Source organism: Arthrobacter globiformis, from assembly GCF_030817195.1.
GTDB lineage: Bacteria > Actinomycetota > Actinomycetes > Actinomycetales > Micrococcaceae > Arthrobacter > Arthrobacter globiformis_D.
The window spans coordinates 807132-830252 of record NZ_JAUSYZ010000001.1; the positions used below are offsets into that span (position 1 = coordinate 807132).

Here is a 23121-nt window from a genome sequence, read left to right on the forward strand (position 1 = left end):
AAAGGAACACCATGACTGAATCGACTTTCCGGCCCGGCCGGGTCCTGGTAACCGGCGGTGCCTCCGGACTGGGGGCCGCCGTCGTCGATGCCGTGCTGAAAGCCGGGGGAACCCCGGTGGTGCTGGACCGGGACATCCGGAACGTCGCCGCGGCGAAGGCGTTTGAGGTGGACGTCGCCGACCGCGTCGCCGTGACCGAGGCTGTCCGGCAGGCAGCCGAGACGCTGGACGGGCTGGATGCCGTGGTCACCGCGGCGGGCATCGACCGGTGCGGCAAGCTGGAGGACGTGGCCGCGGAGGAATGGGAACGCGTCATCGGCGTCAACCTGATGGGCACGGTGTCGGTCGTGCGGGCGGCCCTTCCCTACCTCAAGGAGTCCCGCGGGGGCGGGTGGTCACCATCGCGTCCACGCTGGGCAAACGGGCACTGCCGGAGGCAACCGCCTACTGCGCGTCAAAATTCGGGGTGGTGGGCTTCAGCCATGCGCTGGCGGCCGAGACGGGCGGCGAGATTGGCGTGACCACCATGATTCCCGGCGGCATGAAGACGCGCTTCTTCGACGACCGGGCCGAGCAGTACAAACCGCAGGACGACTCACGCCTGAACGACCCCGGCAACGTGGCCCAGGCCATCCTGTTCGCGCTGTCCCAGCCCACCGGCTGCGAGGTCCGCGAAATGCTTATCTGCCATGAGGAAGAGGGCTCGTGGCCGTGAGCTGGAGAACATCCTCGTAAACCTCTGAGGGTTCGACGGCCTTCACGGTGGACTCGTCATGCGGGCACCGGGGGGCCGTCCACCCGACCTGGGTGACGTCCACGCCGCACACTTCGCAGCGCGTGGCCCAGCCGAGGTGGATTCTGTGCATGCTGCGTCCCAGCGGCGCGGCGTTGATGGCATTGCCCGCCCAGAAGATACCCACGGTGGGTGTGCCCAAGGCCTGGGCGAGGTGGCGTGGCCCGCTGTCGTTCGCCACCACGACGGCGCTGCCGGCCAGCAGCGCTGCGAGCTCGCCGAGGCTGAGTTTGCCTGCGAGTGACTCAACGGCCGGGCGGACGTCCTGAGACTGCCCTCTGCCGATCTGCCCTGTCCCGGATTGCCCAGTCCCGGACTGTGCTGTGCCGGACGGCTCGGCGGCGAGCTCCACCACAGTCTCGGCCAGTTCCTTTTCACTGCTGTCGCCGACCACATATACCCGGAAGCCGTCGTCGGCGGCCTTCCGGGCCACCGCGGCGAAGCGTTCCGCCGGCCAGCGCCGGCGCTCATCGGAGGCGCCCGGATGGATCACGAGCACCCGGTGGTTCCCGGGCGCGCCGTTGCCATGCCCCGGCCCGCCGTTTCCCAGCAGCTCCTGCTCAAGCTGCCGGCGAAACTCCGGGAGCGCCTGGAGCCTGGCCTCCAGCTCACCGGGAGGGGCACCGGCGAATCCCGCCACCTCGAGCGCCCGGAGCGGCTCATGCTGGTAATACAGGTAGGGCACAGTCCGCTCCAGCCGAGCGGCATCCGCAGTCCTGGTGCCCACGGTGTGGCGGGCGCCGAGGCGGAGCAGGAACGGATTGGAGTACCGGCCCCCGCCGTGCAGCTGGACGGCCAGGTCAAAGTTCCTGGCGCGCATCCCGGCAAAGAACCGCTCCAGTTCGTCGTCGTCTTCCGGCCCGGGGCGGACCCCTTCGGAAAACGGCAGAATCACCGTCTCATCCACCGGTCCCACGGTCTGGGACAGCAGTTCAGCATGGACCGGCGTGCCCAGCAGTGTGACGCTGGCGTCCGGATATGCGGCCTTCAACGCTGCCACCGCCGGTAGGGCAAACATCAGGTCACCCAGGCCGCCGCCACGGAGGACGGCGATGCGGGAGATACCGCTGAAGGCTTCCAAAACGGGGCCAATTCCCTGCCCGGTAATGTGTGCTCCGCCGAAGTCGGCGTTGAAGAGTTCCATGGTGTCAGCCCTCTCGGCTCCGGATCGTTCAGGTCGGGATGGGTTCAGTGGAGCCACCATACGGTGCATCGGCCCTGTATTGCCAGCTCAACGGGATCGGCCCGCCGGCTCTGAAAACTTGGCCCGCCTGCTCAGTGGGACCCTGCCCGCCGGCTCGAAAAACTCCTGCTGCCGACGCGTGTAAACGCTTCGGCGCCGGGGTACGGATCACCTCAGAGAGGGCGGGAACGGTCGCCCGAAACACAGAGCAGCATGCCCATCCCCAGTGAGGAGCCACATGCAATCGACCATCACCAGCGAGCTGGCCAATGCCGAAGACATGCTCACCATCCTGAACCCGCGAACCGGGGAAACCGTCGGCAGTCTTTCCGTTGCCGGAGCAGATGATGTGGCGGGAGCCGTGGCGGCTGCCCGCGCTGCCCAGCCCGGCTGGGCGGCCACGCCTGCGGGGGAGCGTGGCAAGCTGCTGCGCGAGGCAGCCCGGGCACTGGACGCGGCCGCCTCCGGGCTTGCGGAACTGAACGCGCAGGAGACCGGCCGTCCGCTGGATGAGGCCCTTGCCGGCATTGCCGCCGGCGTTTCCACGCTGGAGCAGTACGCGGAACTTGGGCCCGTACACCGGGGGCACAGCCTGCGCGGCAACGCGCTGGCAGCTGATTACACCGTCGCCGAGCCCCGCGGCGTGACAGTCCTCCTGACCCCGTGGAACGATCCCGTCGCCGTGGCCTGCGGACTCATCGGGGCCGCCCTTGTCACCGGGAACACTGCCATTCATAAACCGAGCGAGCGGTGCCCGCACTTGGGAAAGCTGCTGGGGGAGGTACTGGCGCCGGTATTTCCGCCCAACGTGCTGGTCACGCTTACCGGAGGGGCCGACGTCGGGATCCTCCTGACCCAGCAGCCTGACGTCGACATGTTCGCCCACGTCGGATCCAGCGCGACCGGTGACCGGATAGCGCGGGCGGCGGTGCTGACGGGTGCCTATGTCATCAGGGAAAACGGCGGAAACGACCCGCTGCTGGTGGACGCGGACGTGGACCCCGGCTGGGCCGCGGAGCAGGCGGCGATCGGGGCGTTCAGCAACAGCGGACAGATCTGCACCTCGGTGGAGCGGATCTACGTCCACCGGTCCATCGCCGAACCGTTTTGCCAGGCGCTCGCCGGGCAGGCCCGGGACCGCAACACGGAACATCCACTCGCGCCGCTCGTGGATACCCGGATGCGGGACACGGTCCACCGGCACGTTGCCGAGGCGCTGCAGCTGGGCGCGCGGGCCATCGAAGGCGGCACGGTCCCGGACGGGCCCGGAGCCTTCTACCCGGCCACGGTCCTGGTGGACTGCGCCGACACAATGGACGTCATGGCCGAGGAGACATTCGGCCCTGTTGCTCCCGTGCGCGTGGTGGACAGCTTCGAGGAAGGGCTGGCCCTCGCCGCGGCCTGCCGGTACGGACTTGCCGCCACCGTTCTGACCGGCACCATCGCCCACGCCCAGCAGGCCGTTGCCGTGCTGCCGGTGGGGACCGTCAAGGTCAACGAGGTGTTCGGTGGTGCACCAGGCGGGGCCGCCCAGCCGCGGGGCGCAAGCGGGCACGGGTTTGGCTACGGCCCCGAACTCCTGGACGAATTCACCCGGGTCAAGGTGGTGCACATCGCTGCGCCGCCTGCCCGTGAAACCGACGGGGCAGCGTCGTGACGGCCGCAGCACCCGGTGCCGGAGGACTCGCGGGGGACGACGGCGGGCGGCAGCGTTCCGAACCAGTGCGTTCCGAACCAATGCTTTCCGAACCAGTGCTTTCCGAACAGCGCGGCCTTGCCGCGTGGCTTCCCCGGAGGCTGGCCCAGGAGCAGCCGGCCATCACCGTGGTGGGCGACTTCATGCTCGACGGCTGGTGGACCGGCTCGATCGACAGGATGTGCCGCGAGGCCCCCGCTCCCGTGGTGGACATCGCCCGCCGTGACTTTGCTCCCGGCGGCGCGGCCAACACCGCCATGAACCTGGCTGCCCTCGGCGCCCGGGTCAGCGTGGCCGGCATCATCGGGGCGGACGACGCCGGCGCGGAACTTAGGCGCCAGCTGACCGCCGCCGGGGTGGACACCACGCTGCTCGCCGAGCACCCGGACATGGTCACCACCACCAAGGTCCGGATCAGCAGCGGCGGCCAGGTCCTGCTGCGCTTCGACGATTCGGCGAAGGCTGTCCCGGCCGAGGCCTTGGCGACGTTCGAAGCGGCGGTGCCCACCGCCGTCGGACGCCAGAACGCGGTGGTGATCTGCGACTACGGAACGGGAGTCCTCGCGGAACCGGTGCGTAGCCGGCTCATCGGGACCCTTGCCCGCCGTGGGCGGGACACACTTGTGGTGGTGGACGCGCACGATCCCCGTCCGTGGGCAGGACTTGAACCGGACCTGGTCACGCCCAACGCGCAGGAGGCGGCCAGGATGCTGGACCTTCGGCTGGGCAGCGGGCCCGAGCGTGCAGATGTAGTGACCGCGCACGGCGGCGAACTGCTGCAGGCGACGGGGGCACGCGCCGTCGTGGTCACGCTGGACCGGGACGGAACGGTCCTCATCCCGGCGGCCGGAAACCCGCACAGGACGTGGGCGAGGCCGGCTGCCGAGAAGCAGGCCTCCGGCGCGGGCGACACCTTCGTGGCGGCGCTGACTCTGGCGCGTGCCGCGTCGCTGCCGCTGACAGCCAGCCTCGACCTCGCACAGGCGGCGGCGGACGTGGTGGTCCACCATCCGGGGACGTCGGTCTGCGGCACGGACGAGCTGGGCCGTTACCTGGAAAGCTTCGCGGACACGGCCCTGGCGGCCGACGAACTGGAACGGCACATCCGTGCCCACCGCAGCGACGGCCAGCGGGTGGTGCTGACCAACGGCTGTTTCGACGTCCTGCACCGCGGGCATACGCGCTACCTGAACCAGGCCAAGCAGCTCGGCGACATCCTGGTGGTGGCGCTCAACAGCGACGACTCCGTCCGGAAGCTCAAGGGGCCGGACCGTCCCATTAACAGCGTGGCGGACCGGGCAGCCGTGATCGCCGCCCTGAGCTGCGTGGATTACGTCACCGTCTTCGACACCCCGACGCCGATTCCCCTGATCGAACAGCTGCGGCCGGAAATCTATGCCAAGGGCGGGGACTACACGCCGGAGATGCTGGCCGAAACCGAAGCCGTGGAGGCCTACGGCGGCACGGTGACCATCCTCGACTACGTGGCCGAGCGCTCCACGACGGCCATGGTCCAGCGCATCCGCAACGGCGGGGGAGCGCCCGTGCCGGAGGCGTAGAGCTCGCTGGGCTGGCCTGTCGCCCGCTGAACGAGCCTGTCGCCCGCTGATCGAGCCTGTCGAGATCTAGGGCAGCCCGCGGTCAACTAGGCTTGAAGCATGACGGAAGCGGCGGAGAACTGATGGCACGGCGCATTAAGTCAGGCGGCAAATCCGGACCCAAAACCGCCACCAAATCCGGCGGCAGAAGAGGCACGGCAACGGCCTCCAACGTGCTGGAAGATGCCAGTCAGCCGCGTCCCGGGGGAGTCCGTGCAGATGGCCCCGTTGAGGGCATCTACTACATCGACACCGGCGACTGCGAGCTCATTGCCGACCAGGACAACTCCACCGGCTGGCTCCTGCGCATCAACGGTGTGATGAGCTCCCACATCGACCTTGCCGATCCGCTGTTCCTCGACTTCGAGTACATGCGCTGGATGTCCGCCCTGATCGAATCCCGCTGGCCGACCGAGTCCAGGCCCAGGCTGCGGGGCCTGCACCTGGGCGGCGGGGCCTGCTCGCTGGCCCGCTACTTCCATGCTGCCTACCCGGACGCCCGGCAGGTGGTGGTGGAACTCGACGGGAAGCTTGCCGAGTACGTCCGCGGCTGGTTCGACCTGCCCAAGGCCCCGCTGCTGCGGCTGCGCGTCGGCGAGGCCCGCGCTGTGACGGAAACGCTCACCCCGGACACCCGCGACTTCATCATCAGGGACGTGTTCGCCGGCGCGGTTACCCCCTATCCGCTGACCACCGCTGAGTTCAACGCGCACGTGCGGCGGGTGCTGGCGCCCGGCGGTATTTACGTGGTGAATTCGGGCGACGGCCCGGACCTGAAAAACGCCCGTGAGGAGGCGGCCACCATCGCGGCGGCGTTCGGGCACACCATCATCATCGCCGACCCGGCCATGCTGAAGGGACGCCGGTACGGCAACATGGTGATGGCCGGCAGCGACCAGCCGTTCGAGGACGATCCGCAACTCGCGCGGCGGCTCCTGGGCGGGGCGGTACCCGCTCACATCTGGGACGATGCCAAGGTCCGGGCCTTCGCCGCCGGAGCCCAGGTGCGCCACGATCCCCGGCCTCCCGCCGAGCCTGCGCCTCAGCGTTTAGCCGGCGGCTGAGCCGCCGCGTCCCCGCCTTTGCCGCCGCGTCCCTGCCCGAGCAGCCACTCCCGGTGCGCCGTGGTCTGTTCGCGCAGGGCCGTCACCACTGCGGCGACGGCCGGCCGGCGCATCGAGTCGGGCCGCAGGACCATCCAGTAGGGCAGCCGTTCTGCGATGTTCCCGGGCAGCAGGCGCACCAGGTCCTCGTGCCGGTCGGCCATGAAACAGGGCAGGAATCCCACCCCGGCGCCAGCCCGGGTTGCCTCGACGTGCACGAACACGTTGGTGGAGCTCACGCCCTCGCGCATCGCCGGCACCAGCCGGCGCGGTGCGTCAAGATCGTCCACCTGCAGCATCGAATCCACGAAGTACACGAGCGGATGGGCGGTCAGGGCCTCCACCGAGTCCGGCATGCCGTTGGCCTCGATGTACGAGCGGGACGCGTACATCCCGAGCTCGTACTCGCCCAGCCGGAACGCCTCGGCCCGGTGCACCTGCGGCTCGCCGACCACCACCTCGATGTCCAGTCCCGAGCGTTGCTGCAGGGCCCGGCGCGTGACGGTGACGATCTCGACGCTGAGCCCCGGGTGATCCCTCCTTAGCCGGGCCACGGCCGGAGCGGCGATGTACGCGCTGAAACCGTCGGTCGCCGTCATGCGTACGACGCCGGTAATCGGGTCAGGCGCGTGGCCTGACGGTCCCAGCGCACGCACCGCCGTCTCCACCTGCTCAGCCACCAGCACGGCCTGGGCGCCGAGCTCAGTCAGCTCCCAACCTCCGGACGCCCGAGCCAGTACACGGCCGCCCAGGGCCTTTTCCAGTGCGGCAATCCGGCGCGAAACGGTGGTGTGGTTCAGGCCCAGGACCTGGGCCGCCGTCGTGAACTTCGCCGAGCGTGAGACGGCGAGCAGCACCAGCAGGTCGTCCGGGTTGGCATCCATATCTGCAATTTTGCACGAATCCAGTGCCTGATTAGTCATTGAACCGCGTTCCTTCTGCAGGAATACTCGGGTGAATCGGAAGTGCTGCACGTGGCGGCACGTGTCAACGTGGACACTTTGAGGAGCAGACTGTGGACGCACAAGGTCCGGACGTGGAAAAGAACCTGAACGGCCGCAAGGCCCTGGTGACCGGCGGTGCCAGCGGCATCGGCGCGGCGTGCGTACGGGAACTGGCCGCCAGGGGAGCCAAGGTGGTGGTGGCCGACGTCGACGAAGCCGGCGCTGCGCCCCTCGCCGATGAGGTGGGCGGCACGTCCTGGGCAGTCGATCTCCTGGACGTCGAGGCGCTGGCCGCGCTGAGCCTGGACTGCGACATCCTGGTGAACAACGCCGGCATCCAGCGCATCAGCCCCATCGAGGACTTCGACCCCGTGGCGTTCCGGCGGATCCTGGCGCTCATGCTCGAGGCGCCCTTCCTGCTGATCCGTGCCGCGCTGCCGCACATGTACGCCAACGGTTTCGGGCGCATCATTAACCTGTCGTCGGTCCATGGCCTCCGCGCCTCCCCGTTTAAGAGTGCCTACGTCTCGGCGAAGCACGGCCTTGAGGGGCTGAGCAAGGTGACGGCACTTGAAGGCGGCGAGCACGGGGTTACGTCCAACTGCATCAACCCCGGTTATGTGCGGACCCCGCTGGTGGAGAAGCAGATCGCGGACCAGGCACGTGTCCACGGGATTCCGGAGTCGGAGGTCCTGGCGAAGGTGATGCTCACCGAGTCCGCGGTGAAACGGCTCGTGGAACCCGAAGAGGTGGCCTCGCTGGTTGCGTGGCTGTCCTCCGACGCAGCCGGAATGGTCACCGGGGCCAGCTACACGATGGACGGGGGCTGGTCCGCCCGGTAACCCGGTGGTTGAGCTTGTCGAAACCGGCTAACCCGGTGGTTTAGCTTGTCGAAACCAGTCAGCTCTTTGAACCCGTCAGCGCGAGGGTGCCGCCGAGCCCGATCATCATCACCCCACCAGTGGTAGTGACAGCTGCCACCCGGCGGGGTGAGCGGGCGAACCATTGCCTCGCAGTCCCTGCGGCGAGTGCCCAGACGCTGTCCGAGACCAACGCGATGCCCAGGAACGTGGCACCAAGCAGGGCGAGTTGGACCGGAATAGCACCGGCGGAATGGTCCACGAACTGGGGGAGGACCGCTACGAAGAACACCACGGACTTCGGATTCGTGGCCCCCACAATGAAGCCTTCGCGCAGAATCCGCCGGGTGGTGGCCGGCCTCGACGTATCCGGGCCTGCAGGGCCGCCCCGGCGGTGGAGCACCGCCAGGATTCCCAGATAAATAAGGTAGGCCGCGCCGGCGAACTTCACCACCGTGAACAGCAGTACCGACTCAGCCAGCACTACGCCGAGGCCAAGGGCCACCCCTGCGATCTGCAGCAGTTCCCCGGCAGCATTGCCGAGAACGCTCAGCAGGCCGCCCCGCCGCCCCAGGGCCAGCGACCGTCCGATGACGAACAGGACGCTGGGGCCCGGGACGGCGATGAGCAGTGCGGAGACCAAGGCAAAGGCCAGGAGATTCTGCAGCGGGAGCATGCCTGATCGTAACGCCGGCGGATGTCTGCCAGCCAGCACCTGTGTGCTTCGGGCAAAGGGCCCAGGCAGTTTCCCGCCTCAGCCGCGTGCGCCCGCCTCAGCCGCGTGCGCCCTGTGGATCCTCCGTACCCGGGCTCCCGGAGGCCCGGATGTACTCCTCCACAGCGGACTCCGGCACACGGTAGGACTTGCCGAACCGGTCGGCTGCCAGCGTCCCGGCCCGGACCATCCGGTAGACGGTCATTTTGGAAAGGCGCAGGGCCGCGGCCACCTCGGCAATGGTGAGGTACGCGGTTGGCAGGTTGGTGATGGACATGGGATCGGCTCCTGTTGATCGTCGGCTGGACGGGCGGGGACCCGCCTAGTCCGGCCGCCTCAGTTGCCGGTAGTCGTAGAAATACACCCGATCCGAGGAGCGGATCCCGATCGACCGGTCGTTCTTGACCACAACAGTGCCTTCGCGCCTGCCGTTGAACGGATCGTCGCCCACCAGGACGTCGCCGAGCTTGTACGGAACAGCGGCCGTACGCGCCCGCTGCAGCGTCTGGGCCAGGAAACCGGGTGACCGCCCGGATTGAAGGTGTTTTGCCGGCGCCCCGGCCTGGATTTCCAACATGAGGACCACTCCTTCACAGTGTGACCGAGAGTCGAATCACTGGCGGCGCGGGTCCGGGTCATCATCCGGGGTCATTACCCCAGCCGGCTTGCACCGTGTAGTCCACTGTAGGAAGTAATCACATACGTCACACGAGTAACATCTACCTCATTTATCACAATAGGCACTCCCGTAACAGACTTTAAGTACGTGTCTTTGCCCATTTTGACTACTTGTTTTTGCCTTTTCCAGCCTGGCGCGCCATTTCCCCGGAAATCCTACTCAGTTTTGGCGACCACCGGCACCGTGAAGGTTTCATCCTCGAGGTGGGCACGCCGTCGTCCGCTGCCTTTGACCCAGAGCCGGTAGGCGACCACCAGCAGTCCCAGCCACACAGCCCCCACATAGAGCGCCACGCGCGTGTCCTCGAAGACGCCAAGCACCGCGATCACCAGCCCCATGAAGCCGATGGTGAGGACGGACGCCGCCGGCCACCAAGGCGAGGGGAACTCCGACGACGGCAAGCCATTCCGGGAGATCTCGCGTTTCATCGCCATGTGGGAGGCGAGAATCATGACCCACACCCAGACCGTGGCGAAGGTGGCGATGGAAGCAATGAGCAGGAAGACATCTTCCGGGATGACCGCGTTCAGGACCACTCCCACCAGCAGGATCCCGGCCATCATCACCACAGTCATCCACGGCACACCGTGCCGGGAAACCCGCCCGAAGCTCTGCGGTGCGTGCCCCTGCTTGGCCAAACCGAAGAGGATCCGCCCGGCGCCGAAGATGTCGCTGTTGATGGCGGACAGGGCGGCGGTGATCACCACAGCGTTGAGGATATGCGGTGCGGCGGGAATGCCCAGGCCGCTGAAGATCTGGACGAACGGGCTGCCGCCGCTGCCGACCTCGTTCCACGGAAAAAGGCTCATCAGCACCGCCGAGGGTCAGTACGTAGAACAGCAGGACCCGGACCGGCACTGTATTGACGGCCTTCGGGATCACCTTCTTGGGGTCGGCTGCCTCGCCGGCCGTGATGCCGATGGTTTCGATCCCGCCGAAGGCGAACATGACGACGGCGAACGAGGCCAGCAGCCCCTCGAAACCGTTCGGGAACAGTCCGCCGTGCTCCACCAGGTTACTCAAGCCCGGAGCGGCCGAGGCATCACCGTTCTGGAACCCGAACGCAAGGATGGCCGCGCCGCCCGCGATCATGGCGATAATGGCTGCAACCTTGACCAGCGTGAACCAGAATTCGAGTTCACCGAAGACCTTTACGCTCAGCAGATTCAGCGCCGCAAGGAGGAAGATAATGGCCAGGATCCAGACCCACCGCTCCACGGACGGGAACCAGAAGCCCATATAGATACTGAAGGCGGTGACATCGGCGATGGCCACGATCGCCATCTCGAAGACGTAGGTCCAGCCGGTCACGAAGCCTGCGAACGGGCCAAGATACCGGCTGGCGTACTGCCCGAAGGATCCGGAGACCGGGTGCCGCACGGCCATCTCGCCAAGTGCGCGCATCACCATGAACACGGCCGCGCCGCCGATCATGTAGGCGAGCAGCACGGCGGGGCCGGCTTTTTGGATGGCCGAGGCCGAACCGTAGAACAGGCCGGTGCCGATGGCGGAGCCCAGCGCCATAAAGCGGATGTGGCGGACGTTGAGGCCGCGGTTCAGAACGGTTTCGACGGCGGTTCCGACGGCGGTGCGCCCGGTTCCGACGGCGGAGGTGCTGGTCCCGTTTTCGGGCGCCAACTCATCAGTTGTTTGGGCTTGTTGCATGCGAATACCTTCTCGTCATTGGGAGGGGGATCGCTATCCAGCAGACCATGTTCGCGGGAGCTGTGATGAGACTCACGGGCTCTTGGTGTCTTTGATTTCAGACTGTGTGGGCACTGCATTCGGCGCGAACGGACAGCTGTGGCCCCGCTCCGCGGCTGCGCCGGTAAAAATGTCAGTGGCCGGTGAGATGCTTCGGGTATGGAAAGCAGAGTAGCTGTCGAGACGGTGGAGGCCATCGGCGCCTCCACTTCTGCGCTGGCTGTTTATGTTGACCTCGCGACGGGAAGCGTCCCCTCGGGCAGCCCTGTCCCTGCTGACGGCTCCGCGCCAGCCGCGGCTGATCCGCTGCGGGATCAGGCCGACGCGTACCTTGACGGTTTGGCTGAGCTCGCCAAAGTGGAGGCCCGGCTCGCGGCCCTGAAAGTGCAGCTCGTCGCCGGCTACGCCAACACTGAGAAAGCCATGACGCCACCGGCCGCCTCCCCGCAGGAGCGCACCGTCAGGGAGATGGCCGTGACTGCCGAGGTGGCCGGTGTCCTGACCATCAGCGAACGCGCCGCCAGTGCCCTCCGGTTCGAGGCCAGCACCCTGACCACGGGCCGACCGGTGACCTTGTCCGCGCTGCAGGCAGGGTCCATTTCCTGGCAGCACGCCCGGATCATGGTGGACGAGGCCGCGGACCTCGACGCGGCCGGGGCAGCAGCGTTGGAGGCGCATTTCCTGGACCCGGACGCGCCGAACCCCGCCCGCGGTGGCCCGGCCGGGGAGCTCGTCCCGTGCCGGTTCCGGGCGAAAGTCCTTACCTGGCGGGAGCGGCACCATCCGGTCAGCATCGAAAAACGCCACGCCCGCAGTGCCGCAGACCGGCGGGTGGAGTACGTCCCGGACAGCGACGGGATGGCCTGGTTCTCGGCGTACCTGCCCGCGGCCCAGGCCGCCGGTATCTGGGACCGCACCACCGCCGCCGCCCGGGCCATGCAAGGCCCCGGCGAGACCAGAACCCTCACCCAGCTCCGCGCCGACGTCGCCTCAACCTGGCTCCTCACGGCCGGCCACGAGCTGACGCCGGCCGGTGGTGTGCCCTCGCCCGCAGCCCAGGTTCTCGTCACCGTTCCGGTGTTTTCGCTGCTCGGCCTGACGGAGGAACCGGCCATGCTCGACGGGTACGGGCCGATCCCGCCCTCCGTGGCTCGTGCACTCGTCGCAGATGGTGGGACGTCGTTCCGGAGGGTCCTGACCGACCCCCGTGACGGCGCACCCCTGGAGATTGGACGAACCAGCTACCGCATCCCGAAGCCGATGCGCCAATGGCTGCGGCTTCGGGACGCCACATGCACGTTCCCGGCCTGCAATAACCACTCCTTGGACAACGACGCCGACCACCTCCTCGCCTGGGCAGACGGCGGGGGCACCGGGATCAGCAACCTTGGCCAACCATGTCCGAAACACCACCGCCTCAGACACGCGTCCGCCTGGACACCCGCCGCCGCCACCGCCAAGGACCCGCCCGGCTGGACCTCGCCAAGCGGCCGGCACTACACCAGCGAACAACCCGACTGGGAACCACCCCACTGGCCACCACTCATCCAGGCCATACTCCGGGAGCTCGCCGCACCCGGCGGACTCGACCCCCGCACGCCCGCGAACCCAGGCATGCACGAATGCCGCGTTTCTCCGGAGGATGTGCCAGAGACTGGCCGCGAAGCAGCCTAAACGCGTCATCTGAAGTGTTGATACCTTGCAACCCCGTGCCTGCTTTTTTGCCGGATCCGAGATGCATGGCAGGCCGAAGAGATGGATGGCGGCGGCCGAAGTCAGATCCCAGCAGCCACGTCCGCCTCAGCGGTAGCCGGTAGCGTCGGCCGGCAGTCCGGCGTCCTGGACCTCCTCCAGGTAGCGCCAGCAGTCCGGCCGGGAGCCGTCGACGTCGGTGAAGCCATACTCCAGCGCCAGCCCGCCGGAGGAGAACGAGCCGCCGGTTCGGCGGTATACGTCAGAATCGGCGGCGAGGGCGGCGACCGCCCGCCCCACAAAACGCGGGCTTTCCGAAATGGCGGCGAAGTGCGGATTCGTGGCCGCTGCCTCGCGCCAATTGGCTTCGGTCACGCCGTAGTGCTCGAGCATCATTTCCGAGCGCATCCACCCCGGCGTCAGTGCCACCGCCGTGCAACCGAACGGCTTCAGCTCCTCGGCCTGGCTGAAGGCGAGCCGCAGGACAGCGGACTTGGCGAGGTCGTAAAACACTGAGAGCCGGTAATGCGCGGTGTTGTACTCCCGCGTTCCGTCCGTCATTTCCACCACCAGTCCTCCCGGCCGCCGGATGAGCAGCGGCAGCGCGAAGTGGCTCGTGACCAGGTGCGTGTCGACGGCGCCGTGCAGCATCCGCAGTCCTCCGTCCAGGTGGTGTTCCCAGAGGGGTGTGTTCCACTGGATGAGGTTTTCGCCGCCCCAAATGTCATTCACCAGGATGTCCAGCTGGCCGTGCTCGTGGTCGATTCGACGGACCAGCGCTTCCACCTCCGGGGCGTTTAGATGGTCCGCCGCCACTGCGATGCCGGTCCCGCCGGCCGCGCTCACCATGGCTGCCGTTTCATCGATGGTTTCCGGGCGGCGATAGTCGGACGTCTGGCCCTTCGTGGTGCGTCCGGTGCAGTAGACCACCGCCCCGGCTTCACCGAGGGCCACGGCCGTTCCGCGGCCCGCCCCTCGCGTGGCCCCGGCGACCAGGGCTACCTTGCCCCTTAGCGGAAATTCCATGGACAAACGCTACCTCGGTGCACGGGAAAGCGGCCATGTCTGGTATTCCAGACGGTCCTGCCTCTGAAGGAGTTCTGGAGCGAGTGGACGGGGCACAAACTTAAGTACGGGATACCGGACACTTTTCGGCTAAACCCCCGAAAAGACAGAAATCCCGAACAGGCAGCCAGACGACAGGCGTGGAGGACACATGGCAGGCACGATAGCCGCAACGGCGGCAAAGCGGCCGGAATCAGCGGTCAAAGCGAAGGTTCCCGCCGCGGAAAACACCCTGCGGATCCTCAAACTGTTGGCTTCCAAGCGGGGGCCGATGGCGGCGTCGAACATTGCCACGGCACTGGGGCTGCCGCGCTCAAGCGTCTACCACCTCCTGGGCGTCATGGAGGCGAACGGCTTCGTCCTGCACCTGCACGAGGAGCAGCGCTACGGCCTTGGCATCAGCGCCTTTGAGCTCAGCTCCGCGTACTCGCGGCAGGAACCGCTGTCCAGGCTGGGGCGGCCCATGCTCGCGTCCCTCGTTGATGTCCTCGGCGAAAGCGCACACCTGGCGGTGCTGCACGGCCGGGATGTGCTCTACATTGTGGAGGAGCGGGCCAAGAACCGGCCATCCCTGGTGACCGACGTCGGTGTCAGGCTGCCCAGCCATCTCACCGCCAGCGGCCGGGCCATCCTTGCCGCGCTGCCCAAGTCCCAGGTCCGCGCGCTCTATCCGAATGCCGCCGCTTTCACTGCCCGGCACGAGGTGGAGGGCGCCATCATGAAGTACTCGGCCCTGTCATCGCACCTGGACCAGGTGCGGCAGCGTGGCTACGCCACAGAACACGGGGAAGTGACACCCGGCTTTGGCTCCATCGCCGCCGCTGTCACGGATCATCTTGGATGGCCGACGGCGGCAGTCGCCGTCACGTTCCTCGAGGACAAACTGCCCGAGGACCAGTGGCCGGTACTCGCCGCCCGCGTGCAAAAAGTCGCCGACGAGCTCTCGGTGCGCATCCACGGCCGCCCCGCGAAATAGCCAGCAGCCCAACTAGGTAGCAGCAGAGGGCGTTCCCAGCGGTGAGAACCCCTGTGCTGCTACCTAGTTGGGTCTGGGATACCGGACAGCACCAGCCGGAAACCCCTGTCTGGCCCGCTCGGAAGGGGCTTTAGTTGATACAGAAGCACTTCCGCTCAAACCAAGAATTCCGCACCCCGCAACAGTAATAAACCACATACCCGCAAGACGAAGGAGCCACCATGGCACCCGCCGATTTCACCACCGGTGCCCGCCCGGTCAAAGCAGCCCGCGGCACCGAGCTCACCGCCAAGTCCTGGCAGACCGAGGCACCCCTGCGCATGCTCATGAACAACCTTGATCCCGACGTCGCCGAACGCCCCGATGACCTGGTGGTCTATGGCGGAACCGGCCGGGCCGTCCGCAGCTGGGCAGCGTTCGATGCCATCACCCGCACCCTGGAAACCATGGACAAGGACGAGACCCTGCTGGTTCAGTCCGGCAAACCCGTCGGCGTCTTCCGAACCAACGAATGGGCGCCGCGCGTGCTGCTGGCCAACTCCAACCTCGTCGGTGACTGGGCCACGTGGCCGGAATTCCGCCGGCTCGAGGCTGAGGGCCTGATGATGTACGGCCAGATGACGGCCGGCTCCTGGATCTACATCGGCACCCAGGGCATCCTGCAGGGCACCTTCGAGACCTTCGCCGCGATCGCCCGCAAGCTGACCGGGGACGAGAACGGCACGCTCGCCGGGACCCTGACGCTGACCGGCGGCTGCGGCGGCATGGGCGGCGCGCAGCCCCTCGCCGTCACCCTGAACGAGGGCGCCTGCCTGATTGTCGACGTCGACGAGACCCGCCTGCGCCGACGGGCCGGCAAGCGTTACCTGGACGAGGTGGAGACCGATCTCGACGCCGCCATCGCCAAGGTCCTCAAAGCCAAGGAAGAACGCCGCGGCTGGTCCGTGGGCTATGTGGGCAACGCCGCCGAGGTCTTCCCCGAACTGCTGCGCCGCCACAAGGCCGGCGAGCTGACCATCGACATTGTCACGGACCAGACCTCCGCACACGACCCCCTGAGCTACCTGCCGGAGGGCATCTCCGTGGACGAGTGGCACCGCGAAGCCGAGGCTGATCCGGAGGGCTTCACCAAGAAGGCCCAGGCCTCGATGGCCAAGCACGTCCAGGCCATGGTCGAGTTCCAGGACGCCGGCGCCGAGGTGTTCGACTACGGCAACTCCATCCGCGACGAGGCCCGCAAGGGCGGCTACAGCCGGGCGTTCGAGTTCCCCGGCTTCGTCCCGGCCTACATCCGCCCGCTGTTCTGCGAGGGCCTGGGCCCGTTCCGCTGGGTGGCACTCTCCGGCGACCCCGAGGATATCGCCGTCACGGACCAGGCCATCAAGGAACTCTTCCCCGAGAACAAGCACCTGCACCGCTGGATCGACGCAGCCGGCGAGCGGGTCGAGTTCGAAGGCCTGCCGGCCCGTATTTGCTGGCTGGGCTACGGCGAACGCGCCAAGGCGGGCCTGCTGTTCAACCAGCTGGTCAAGGAAGGCAAGGTCAAGGCGCCCATCGTGATCGGCCGCGACCACCTGGACTCCGGCTCCGTCGCCTCGCCGTACCGGGAAACGGAAGCGATGGCCGACGGTTCGGACGCCATCGCCGACTGGCCGCTGCTCAACGCACTGCTCAACACCGCCTCCGGCGCCACCTGGGTTTCCATCCACCACGGCGGGGGAGTGGGCATCGGCCGCTCCATCCACGCAGGCCAGGTTTCCGTCGCCGACGGTACCGACCTCGCGGCGCAGAAGCTTGAGCGGCTCCTCACCAACGACCCCGGCATGGGCGTCATCCGCCATGTCGACGCCGGCTACGACCGCGCCCTCGACGTCGCCAAGGAACGCGGCGTCCGCATCCCCATGAACGAAAAGACAAAGTAGGAATCATGACCATCACCACCCACGAACCGCTTACCGTTACCCTCGGTGCCAGCGGTGTCACGCCCGAGGACGTGCTCGCCGTCGCACGCCACGACGCCAAGGTGACCGTCTCCCAGGACGCCCTGGACACGGTCGCCAAAGTCCGCGCGCACATCGACGAACTGGCCCACAGTGACGTGCCCGCATACGGTATCTCCACGGGCTTCGGCGCGCTGGCCAACCGGCACATCCCCGGCGAGCTGCGAACCCAGCTGCAGAAATCGCTCATCCGCAGCCACGCCGCCGGCATGGGTCCGGCGGTGGAGCGCGAGGTGGTCCGCGGCATCATGTTCCTGCGCGCCAAGACCCTGGCATCGGGCCGGACCGGGGTCCGGCCCGTGGTCCTGCAGACCATGGTGGATGTGCTGAACGCCGGCATCACCCCGGTGGTCCGCGAGTTCGGTTCGCTGGGCTGCTCCGGCGACCTCGCACCGCTGTCCCACTGCGCCCTGGTCCTTATGGGCGAAGGCGAGGCAGCCGGACCCGACGGCGAACTCTACGGGGGTGCCGGCCAGCCCACTGTTGCCGAGCTGCTCGCCGCCCACGGCATCGAGCCGGTGACCCTGGCCGAGAAGGAAGGGCTGGCGCTGGTCAACGGCACCGAGGGCATGCTGGGCATGCTCCTGATGGCCATTGCGGACCTGCGGCAACTGCTGACGACGGCGGACATCACCGCGGCGCTCAGCGTCGAGGCGCTGCTCGGCACCGACCAGGTGTTCCTGCCCGAGCTCCACGCCGCCCTGCGGCCGCACCCGGGCCAGGCGGCCAGTGCCGACAACATGCTCCGGGTCCTGTCCGACTCAGCGATCGTTGCCTCGCACCGCGTGGGTGATTCCCGCGTCCAGGACGCCTACTCGCTGCGCTGCGCACCGCAGGTCGCGGGCGCCGTCCGGGACACCGTCGACCACGCTGAACTGGTGGCCTCCCGTGAACTCGCGGCCGCCATCGACAACCCGGTGGTCCTGCCTGACGGCCGGGTCAGCTCCAACGGCAACTTCCACGGTGCCCCGGTGGCCTACGTGCTCGATTACCTGGCCATCGCCGTCGCGGACCTTAGCTCCATCGCCGAACGGCGCACGGACCGCATGCTGGACCCGGCCCGCTCGCACGGCCTGCCGGCGTTCCTGGCAGCGGATCCGGGCGTGGACTCGGGCCTCATGATCGCCCAGTACACGCAGGCCGGGCTGGTCTCGGACAACAAGCGGCTCGCGGTTCCCGCGTCCGTGGACTCCATCCCGAGCTCCGCCATGCAGGAAGACCATGTGTCCATGGGCTGGCACGCTGCCCGCAAGCTCCGGAAGGCCGTGGAGAACCTGCGCCGGGTGCTCGCGATCGAACTCGTGACCTCGGCACGGGCGATTGACATGCGCACCCAGCTTTCGGCCGGCCAGCTGACGCCGGGACCTGCCGGGGCGGCGGTCCTCGAAACGCTGCGGACCGTCGTCGGAGGTCCGGGCACGGACCGGTTCCTCTCACCCGAGCTTGAGGCGGCCGACCGGCTGGTCGCCTCCGGTGCGGTGCGGACGGCAGCCGAATCCGCCGTCGGAAACCTCGCCTAAAGGTGAACAATGTGCACCGCCGGCAAATATTTGCCGGCGGTGCCGAAATAGTCTGCAACGCGCCGCACAGGGCCCGGCGAGTGTAGTAGAACTAAAGGTGTAGTAAAAGTCACATCAAAGAAGCTGTGGCGTAAGAAGAACATCCACAAAGGGGTAGAAGTTCACATGAAAGCACGCGGGACAGTCCTGTCCAGACGCATCGCACACGCCGCTACGGTTTCCGACTGGGGATCGCTGCACGTGGGCGAGCGGGTCGAGATCATCAAGCAGGCGCACGTAATTGCGGCAGGCGAGGTGGAGGAAATCTCACGGAGCGGAAACGTGTTGTGGCTGGTCCGCGGCGGAGCAGCAGAGTCGCAGCTCTTTATGAAGTCCGACGGCGTGCAGGTGCGCCGGATGTAATCCGGCTGAAGCCGTGCGGTAGAACGCACACAAGAAATCAAGAAGCCCCCGACCTTGGATCATTCGGCCTTTCGGCCAGAATGAGCCCAGGATCGGGGGCTTTTTCGCGTGTTAGGCTGCGATGTCCTCGTGTGTTTCACCGAAGGGAACAGACTCGTCGAGGGCCACCGTGTAACGGCCTGGCTCCAGGCGCGTGACCTTGATGCCGCAGGTGCCTTCCTGGGCAGCCGTTTGGATCAGAGTCTCTACGGCGCTTTCCAGGCCGTGGTGGACCTGGTCGGCACTGGTGAATGCCAGGTCGATGGACCGGGCATCCGCGGAGCGGGACGCGCTCGTAGGAGCGGTTGGGCGCTCCATGGTTGCTGTGCTCATGTACTGACTTTCTATGGTTTTTGCCGGGGGGCAGTAGACCATTCTACCGGGAATCGGCATAAAGGTCAGATGACTGTCATTTGACAAGCTTGTTGACGATAGTTGTCTTATCAACCATTCTGCCCTTGCGCGGCATTTGGAAGCGATCCTGAGCCACGCTCCCTCGTGCCTTGCGCGCTAGTGTTGGTCAGGTCCGAGAGGCCGACGGCGCAGGAGGCGACCGTGTTTGAAGGTGCCAGCATCATGTTCGCCGCGGCGGGTGTAGCCGTCTTTGTTGCCGCGATCCTGCCCAAGGCCCTGCGCAATGCTCCAATCTCCATGCCGATGGTGTTCCTGGGCGCCGGTGCCGCCGCCTTCGGCCTGCTTCCCCATCTTCCCGACCCGAGCCCTGTCCAGCACCCTGAGCTGACGCTGCATCTGACCGAGGTGTGTGTGATCATCTCGCTGATGGGAGCCGGGCTGGCGCTGGACCGTCCGGTGGGGCGGCGGAACTGGGCCACCACCTGGCGGATGCTCGGTATCGCCATGCCCCTGTGCATGCTCGGCCTGACGCTCCTCGGACTCTGGCTGCTGGGCCTGGGACTCGCCGCCGCGCTACTCGTGGCCGCCGCCCTGGCCCCCACGGATCCGGTCCTGGCGTCCGAGGTGCAGGTGGGAGAGCCGGCCGACGCGGAAGAGGCGACCGACCAGGAGGACGAGGTCAGGTTCGCCCTGACCTCGGAGGCGGGACTGAACGACGGGCTGGCCTTTCCCTTTGTGTACCTGGCCATTGCCATGAGCCTCGTGGGGACCGCGCCATCGGCCTGGTTTCCGGAGTGGTTCGGCGTGGACGTCCTGTGGCGCATCGGAATGGGCGTGCTGCTGGGCTACGCTACGGGCAAGGTGCTGGCGCGGCTGTTCTTCTCCGCCCGGCACGACAGCATCCGGCTGTCCAACCACTCCGAGGGCTTCGTTGCGCTGGCCGCCACTTTCCTGGCGTACGGTGTCACCGAAATGATCGAGGGCTACGGCTTCATCGCGGTGTTCGTCTGTGCACTGACCATCAGGGCGGCGGAGCGCACCCACGGCTACCACCGCATTCTTCACTCCTATGTGGAACAGCTCGAGCGGCTCCTGACGGTGGTCATCCTGGTCCTCTTGGGCGGAGCGATCGCGCGGGGCCTGCTGGCCGACGTCGGGTGGGCCGAAGTTGGCGTGGCGCTGGCCTTCCTGGTCCTGGTCCGTCCGCTGTCCGGCTGGCTGGCGCTGACACGCGGCAAGACCGGTCCCCGGGAGCGGATCGCCATTTCCTTCTTCGGCATCCGGGGCATCGGCTCGCTGTATTACCTTGCTTACGCCTTGGGTCAGGGCGGTTTCGTGGACCAGGCGCAGCGCCTGTGGAGCATCATCGGACTCGTCGTGGCCATGTCCGTGGTGCTGCACGGGGCCACCACGGCGCCGGTCATGAAGCGCCTGGACCGGCTCCGCGAACACAGGGCGGCCGAGAAATTCGGGGACGAGGGAAAGGCGCCGCACACGCCGGTCTGACCCGGCGGATCACGAATCACGCGGGTATTCTGCGTTCCGGCCGATCGTGTGGTGAGCTTGGATCATGGCAGGCAGAAGGTTGGTATCCCGTTTGGCCCTTGCGCTGGCAAAGTTGCTGGGCTTCGTGATAGTCAGCAGCCTCTGCGGTGTCCTCGTGGCCAGCTTCCTGGTGCCCGGGGCTGCCCTCGCCGGCACCTCGGTCAGCAAATCGATTTCCTACTTCAACAGCCTGCCCACCGAACTCGCGGTGCCTGCGCCGTCGCAAACCACCCGCATGCTGACGGCGGACGGCAAGCTCATCGCTACTTTCTACTCAGAGAACCGGGTCCGCGTTCCGCTGAAGCAGATGTCCCCGTTTATCCGGAAGGCCGTCGTCGCCATCGAGGACAGCCGGTTCTATGAGCACAGCGGCGTGGACACGCAGGGCGTCCTCCGGGCGCTGACCAGCAACCTGACCCGCGGCGACCGGCAGGGCGCCTCCACCCTCACCCAGCAGTACGTCACCAACATTGTGAACGAGTCCCTGATTTCCGAAGGCCGCGAGGACCAGGTGGTGCTCAGCGGGCAGAAGACCATGGGGGACAAGCTGCGCGAGATGCGGCTCGCCATGGCCTTGGAGAAGAAATTCACCAAGGACCAGATCCTCGAGGGCTATCTCAACATCGTCTTCTTCAACCGCAGCGCCTATGGCATTGAGGCGGCGGCCCAGTACTTCTTCAGCGTTCCCGCCAGCAAGCTGACCCTGCCGCAGTCTGCGCTGCTGGCGGGCCTGGTTAACAGCCCCAGCTTCTACGATCCCGTGGCCAACCCCAAGAACTCGCTGAAACGCCGCAACCAGGTCCTCGGCGAAATGCTCAAGCAGCAGATGATCACCAAGAAGCAGCATGACGCCGCGGCGGCTTCAGGGGTCGGCCTGAAGATCCGGCCTTCGCGGCAGGGGTGCGCGGCCGCCACCATGGCCCCGTACTTCTGCGACTATGTGACCCGGCTGTTCCTCAACAACCCGGCCTACGGCTCTGACACAGAGGCCCGCGAAAAGCGGCTCTTCCGCGGCGGCCTGACCATCACCACCACGCTGGACAGCAGGCTGCAGGCCAAGGCCCAGGCGCAGGTGAACGCCACCGCCGGCGCCAATCCGGACAGGTGGGGCGCTTCGCTGGTCACCGTCCAGCCGGGCACCGGCCGGGTCCTGGCGATGGCGCAGAACACGGTGTACCTGCCCCAGCCCGGCAAGTTCGACACCCAGCTGAACTTCAACGTGGACGCCAAGGATGCCATCGGCAACGATCTCAACGGCGCCGGCGGGTTCCAGCCCGGATCCACCATGAAGCCCTTCACCTTCGCCGAGTGGCTGCACCAGGGCAAGACCATGACCACGGTCGTGGACGCCTCGAAGCGCGAGTACCCGCTGGGCTTCCGCTGGCGGTCCTCCTGCGGCAAGGTGGCCGGCGGCTACAGCACCAAGCAGCGCAGGGCAGGACTTGAAACGGCTGACGACCTGCAGAACGCCTCGGAGGGCTACTACCGCAAGATGCCGGCCGACTACGGGCTCTACAACTCCATCAACACGGCAACCTTTGCCGAGGCCGCGCAGCTGGACTTCTGCGGGATCCAGAACATGGTCAACGCGGTCGGGCTCCGCAGCGGGCTGGACGGGACGCCAATCAACATGCACCAGCTGGGCAACCTCCTGGGCGGCACCGGCGTTGCCCCGCTGACCATGGCCAACGCCTTTGCCACTTTCGCCGCTGACGGCCGGTACTGCGTGCCGGTGGCCCTGGCCGGGGTGGCGGACATGGCGGGCAAAAGGCTGCCGGCGGAGGTTCAGAAGTGCAGCGAAACCGTGGACAACAACGTAGTCCGCGGGGTGAACAAGGCATTGCAGGGCATGCTCAACAAGGGCTCCGGAATCTACATCAACCCCAAGGTGCAGAAGAGTGTGCCCGTGGCGGCAAAAACGGGCACCAACAACAGCAACGGTGCCACCTGGGTGCTGGGCTACACCACCGGCCTGGCCACGGCCTCGTTCTTCGGTGACGCCCTCGAAGGCCAGCAGCGCCCGGGCCGGAACATCACCATCAAGGGCACGCACTACGACCGCATTGACGGCTACATGATCGCGGGCCCGCAGTGGGCGAACTACATGCTCCAGGTGGCGCGGCTCTACCCCGCTGCCGCCTTCCCCAAGCCGCCGGCGTCGATCGTCAGCAAGCCCGCGGCGAAGCCAAAGGCACCCGCCCGTCCAACCCCGAAGCCCAAGCCGAAGCCCAAGCCCAAGGATTAGACGGGGCC

At 67.1% G+C, this 23121-nt stretch carries 18 protein-coding genes and 2 pseudogenes; 12 read left to right on the forward strand and 8 right to left on the reverse strand.

Going from position 1 to position 23121, the window contains the following annotated elements:
* The first annotated feature begins 11 nt into the window (after window positions 1–11).
* Window positions 12–715: pseudogene (locus QF036_RS03750) on the forward strand (SDR family oxidoreductase).
* Here the strand turns inward: QF036_RS03750 and QF036_RS03755 are convergent.
* On the reverse strand, window positions 681–1937 hold the full coding sequence (locus QF036_RS03755; RefSeq protein ID WP_307099368.1) for a glycosyltransferase family 9 protein: 1257 nt from the start codon (window positions 1935–1937) through the stop codon (window positions 681–683). The pseudogene QF036_RS03750 and the gene QF036_RS03755 sit on opposite strands and share 35 nt — an antisense overlap.
* Before the next feature lie 277 nt (window positions 1938–2214).
* Between QF036_RS03755 and QF036_RS03760 the strand changes: the two genes are divergently transcribed.
* From QF036_RS03760 to QF036_RS03770, 3 genes are all read left to right on the forward strand, one after another.
* Entirely contained in the window at window positions 2215–3633 is a 1419-nt protein-coding gene (locus tag QF036_RS03760; RefSeq protein ID WP_307099370.1) for an aldehyde dehydrogenase family protein, read from the forward strand.
* Between the two features lie 80 nt (window positions 3634–3713).
* Window positions 3714–5231 (forward strand): D-glycero-beta-D-manno-heptose 1-phosphate adenylyltransferase, encoded by a 1518-nt coding sequence (rfaE2, locus tag QF036_RS03765; protein WP_307105751.1) that lies wholly within the window; start codon window positions 3714–3716, stop codon window positions 5229–5231.
* Window positions 5232–5353: 122 nt separating this feature from the next.
* Window positions 5354–6334, forward strand: a complete 981-nt coding sequence (locus QF036_RS03770; protein ID WP_373460073.1) for a spermidine synthase — start codon at window positions 5354–5356, stop codon at window positions 6332–6334.
* Here QF036_RS03770 and QF036_RS03775 read toward each other — a convergent pair.
* Window positions 6313–7257, reverse strand: coding sequence for a LysR family transcriptional regulator (locus tag QF036_RS03775; protein WP_307105756.1), 945 nt, complete (start codon window positions 7255–7257; stop codon window positions 6313–6315). The genes QF036_RS03770 and QF036_RS03775 overlap by 22 nt on opposite strands.
* Window positions 7258–7409: 152 nt before the next feature.
* On the opposite strand from QF036_RS03775, the gene QF036_RS03780 reads away from it, so the two are divergent.
* Window positions 7410–8159: a 3-hydroxybutyrate dehydrogenase gene (locus QF036_RS03780; protein WP_307105758.1), complete on the forward strand. Its 750-nt coding sequence runs from the start codon at window positions 7410–7412 to the stop codon at window positions 8157–8159.
* A gap of 58 nt (window positions 8160–8217) precedes the next feature.
* Here the strand turns inward: QF036_RS03780 and QF036_RS03785 are convergent, their stop codons facing one another.
* The 4 genes and pseudogenes from QF036_RS03785 to QF036_RS03800 all read right to left on the reverse strand — a co-directional run bounded on the left by QF036_RS03785 (window position 8218) and on the right by QF036_RS03800 (window position 11236).
* A complete protein-coding gene (locus QF036_RS03785; protein WP_307099372.1) occupies window positions 8218–8853 on the reverse strand; it encodes a LysE family translocator in 636 nt (211 codons plus the stop codon).
* A 97-nt stretch (window positions 8854–8950) separates the two neighbouring features.
* Window positions 8951–9169, reverse strand: coding sequence for a helix-turn-helix domain-containing protein (locus QF036_RS03790; RefSeq protein WP_307099374.1), 219 nt, complete (start codon window positions 9167–9169; stop codon window positions 8951–8953).
* A 45-nt stretch (window positions 9170–9214) separates the two neighbouring features.
* Complete coding sequence (locus QF036_RS03795; RefSeq protein WP_307099376.1) at window positions 9215–9469, reverse strand: hypothetical protein; 255 nt, start codon at window positions 9467–9469, stop codon at window positions 9215–9217.
* Window positions 9470–9726: 257 nt separating this feature from the next.
* Window positions 9727–11236: pseudogene (locus tag QF036_RS03800) on the reverse strand (amino acid permease).
* A gap of 198 nt (window positions 11237–11434) precedes the next feature.
* Here QF036_RS03800 and QF036_RS03805 point away from each other — a divergent pair.
* The gene (locus tag QF036_RS03805) at window positions 11435–12949 is read left to right on the forward strand and encodes an HNH endonuclease signature motif containing protein (protein WP_307099378.1); all 1515 of its coding nucleotides are present in this window, start codon (window positions 11435–11437) and stop codon (window positions 12947–12949) included.
* Window positions 12950–13075: 126 nt separating this feature from the next.
* Here QF036_RS03805 and QF036_RS03810 read toward each other — a convergent pair whose 3' ends face one another.
* A complete protein-coding gene (locus QF036_RS03810) occupies window positions 13076–13993 on the reverse strand; it encodes an SDR family oxidoreductase (RefSeq protein WP_307099380.1) in 918 nt (305 codons plus the stop codon).
* A 190-nt stretch (window positions 13994–14183) separates the two neighbouring features.
* Here QF036_RS03810 and QF036_RS03815 point away from each other — a divergent pair, with 190 nt between their 5' ends.
* The 4 genes from QF036_RS03815 to QF036_RS03830 all read left to right on the forward strand — a co-directional run bounded on the left by QF036_RS03815 (window position 14184) and on the right by QF036_RS03830 (window position 18930).
* Window positions 14184–15008: an IclR family transcriptional regulator gene (locus QF036_RS03815; protein WP_307099382.1), complete on the forward strand. Its 825-nt coding sequence runs from the start codon at window positions 14184–14186 to the stop codon at window positions 15006–15008.
* 221 nt (window positions 15009–15229) lie between these two features.
* Complete coding sequence (locus QF036_RS03820; RefSeq protein WP_307099384.1) at window positions 15230–16930, forward strand: urocanate hydratase; 1701 nt, start codon at window positions 15230–15232, stop codon at window positions 16928–16930.
* Between the two features lie 5 nt (window positions 16931–16935).
* Window positions 16936–18528 (forward strand): histidine ammonia-lyase, encoded by a 1593-nt coding sequence (hutH, locus tag QF036_RS03825; RefSeq protein ID WP_307099386.1) that lies wholly within the window; start codon window positions 16936–16938, stop codon window positions 18526–18528.
* A gap of 165 nt (window positions 18529–18693) precedes the next feature.
* On the forward strand, window positions 18694–18930 hold the full coding sequence (locus tag QF036_RS03830) for a hypothetical protein (RefSeq protein WP_307099389.1): 237 nt from the start codon (window positions 18694–18696) through the stop codon (window positions 18928–18930).
* A 111-nt stretch (window positions 18931–19041) separates the two neighbouring features.
* Here QF036_RS03830 and QF036_RS03835 read toward each other — a convergent pair whose 3' ends face one another.
* Window positions 19042–19302, reverse strand: coding sequence for a hypothetical protein (locus QF036_RS03835; RefSeq protein ID WP_307099392.1), 261 nt, complete (start codon window positions 19300–19302; stop codon window positions 19042–19044).
* A 222-nt stretch (window positions 19303–19524) separates the two neighbouring features.
* Here QF036_RS03835 and QF036_RS03840 point away from each other — a divergent pair, with 222 nt between their 5' ends.
* Together QF036_RS03840 and QF036_RS03845 are read left to right on the forward strand one after the other, a co-directional pair.
* On the forward strand, window positions 19525–20829 hold the full coding sequence (locus QF036_RS03840; RefSeq protein WP_307099394.1) for a cation:proton antiporter: 1305 nt from the start codon (window positions 19525–19527) through the stop codon (window positions 20827–20829).
* Window positions 20830–20893: 64 nt separating this feature from the next.
* The gene (locus QF036_RS03845) at window positions 20894–23113 is read left to right on the forward strand and encodes a transglycosylase domain-containing protein (protein ID WP_307099396.1); all 2220 of its coding nucleotides are present in this window, start codon (window positions 20894–20896) and stop codon (window positions 23111–23113) included.
* Window positions 23114–23121: the final 8 nt, after the last annotated feature.

Bases quoted from the DNA above. Each gene is read 5' to 3' on its own strand.
- QF036_RS03755 (WP_307099368.1), bottom strand. From the start codon at position 1,937: ATGGAACTCTTCAACGCCGACTTCGGCGGAGCACACATTACCGGGCAG.
- QF036_RS03760 (WP_307099370.1), top strand. From the start codon at position 2,215: ATGCAATCGACCATCACCAGCGAGCTGGCCAATGCCGAAGACATGCTC.
- rfaE2 (WP_307105751.1), top strand. From the start codon at position 3,714: ATGCTTTCCGAACCAGTGCTTTCCGAACAGCGCGGCCTTGCCGCGTGG.
- QF036_RS03770 (WP_373460073.1), top strand. From the start codon at position 5,354: ATGGCACGGCGCATTAAGTCAGGCGGCAAATCCGGACCCAAAACCGCC.
- QF036_RS03775 (WP_307105756.1), bottom strand. From the start codon at position 7,257: ATGGATGCCAACCCGGACGACCTGCTGGTGCTGCTCGCCGTCTCACGC.
- QF036_RS03785 (WP_307099372.1), bottom strand. From the start codon at position 8,853: ATGCTCCCGCTGCAGAATCTCCTGGCCTTTGCCTTGGTCTCCGCACTG.
- QF036_RS03790 (WP_307099374.1), bottom strand. From the start codon at position 9,169: ATGTCCATCACCAACCTGCCAACCGCGTACCTCACCATTGCCGAGGTG.
- QF036_RS03795 (WP_307099376.1), bottom strand. From the start codon at position 9,469: ATGTTGGAAATCCAGGCCGGGGCGCCGGCAAAACACCTTCAATCCGGG.
- QF036_RS03805 (WP_307099378.1), top strand. From the start codon at position 11,435: ATGGAAAGCAGAGTAGCTGTCGAGACGGTGGAGGCCATCGGCGCCTCC.
- QF036_RS03810 (WP_307099380.1), bottom strand. From the start codon at position 13,993: ATGGAATTTCCGCTAAGGGGCAAGGTAGCCCTGGTCGCCGGGGCCACG.
- QF036_RS03815 (WP_307099382.1), top strand. From the start codon at position 14,184: ATGGCAGGCACGATAGCCGCAACGGCGGCAAAGCGGCCGGAATCAGCG.
- QF036_RS03820 (WP_307099384.1), top strand. From the start codon at position 15,230: ATGGCACCCGCCGATTTCACCACCGGTGCCCGCCCGGTCAAAGCAGCC.
- hutH (WP_307099386.1), top strand. From the start codon at position 16,936: ATGACCATCACCACCCACGAACCGCTTACCGTTACCCTCGGTGCCAGC.
- QF036_RS03830 (WP_307099389.1), top strand. From the start codon at position 18,694: ATGAAAGCACGCGGGACAGTCCTGTCCAGACGCATCGCACACGCCGCT.
- QF036_RS03835 (WP_307099392.1), bottom strand. From the start codon at position 19,302: ATGAGCACAGCAACCATGGAGCGCCCAACCGCTCCTACGAGCGCGTCC.
- QF036_RS03845 (WP_307099396.1), top strand. From the start codon at position 20,894: ATGGCAGGCAGAAGGTTGGTATCCCGTTTGGCCCTTGCGCTGGCAAAG.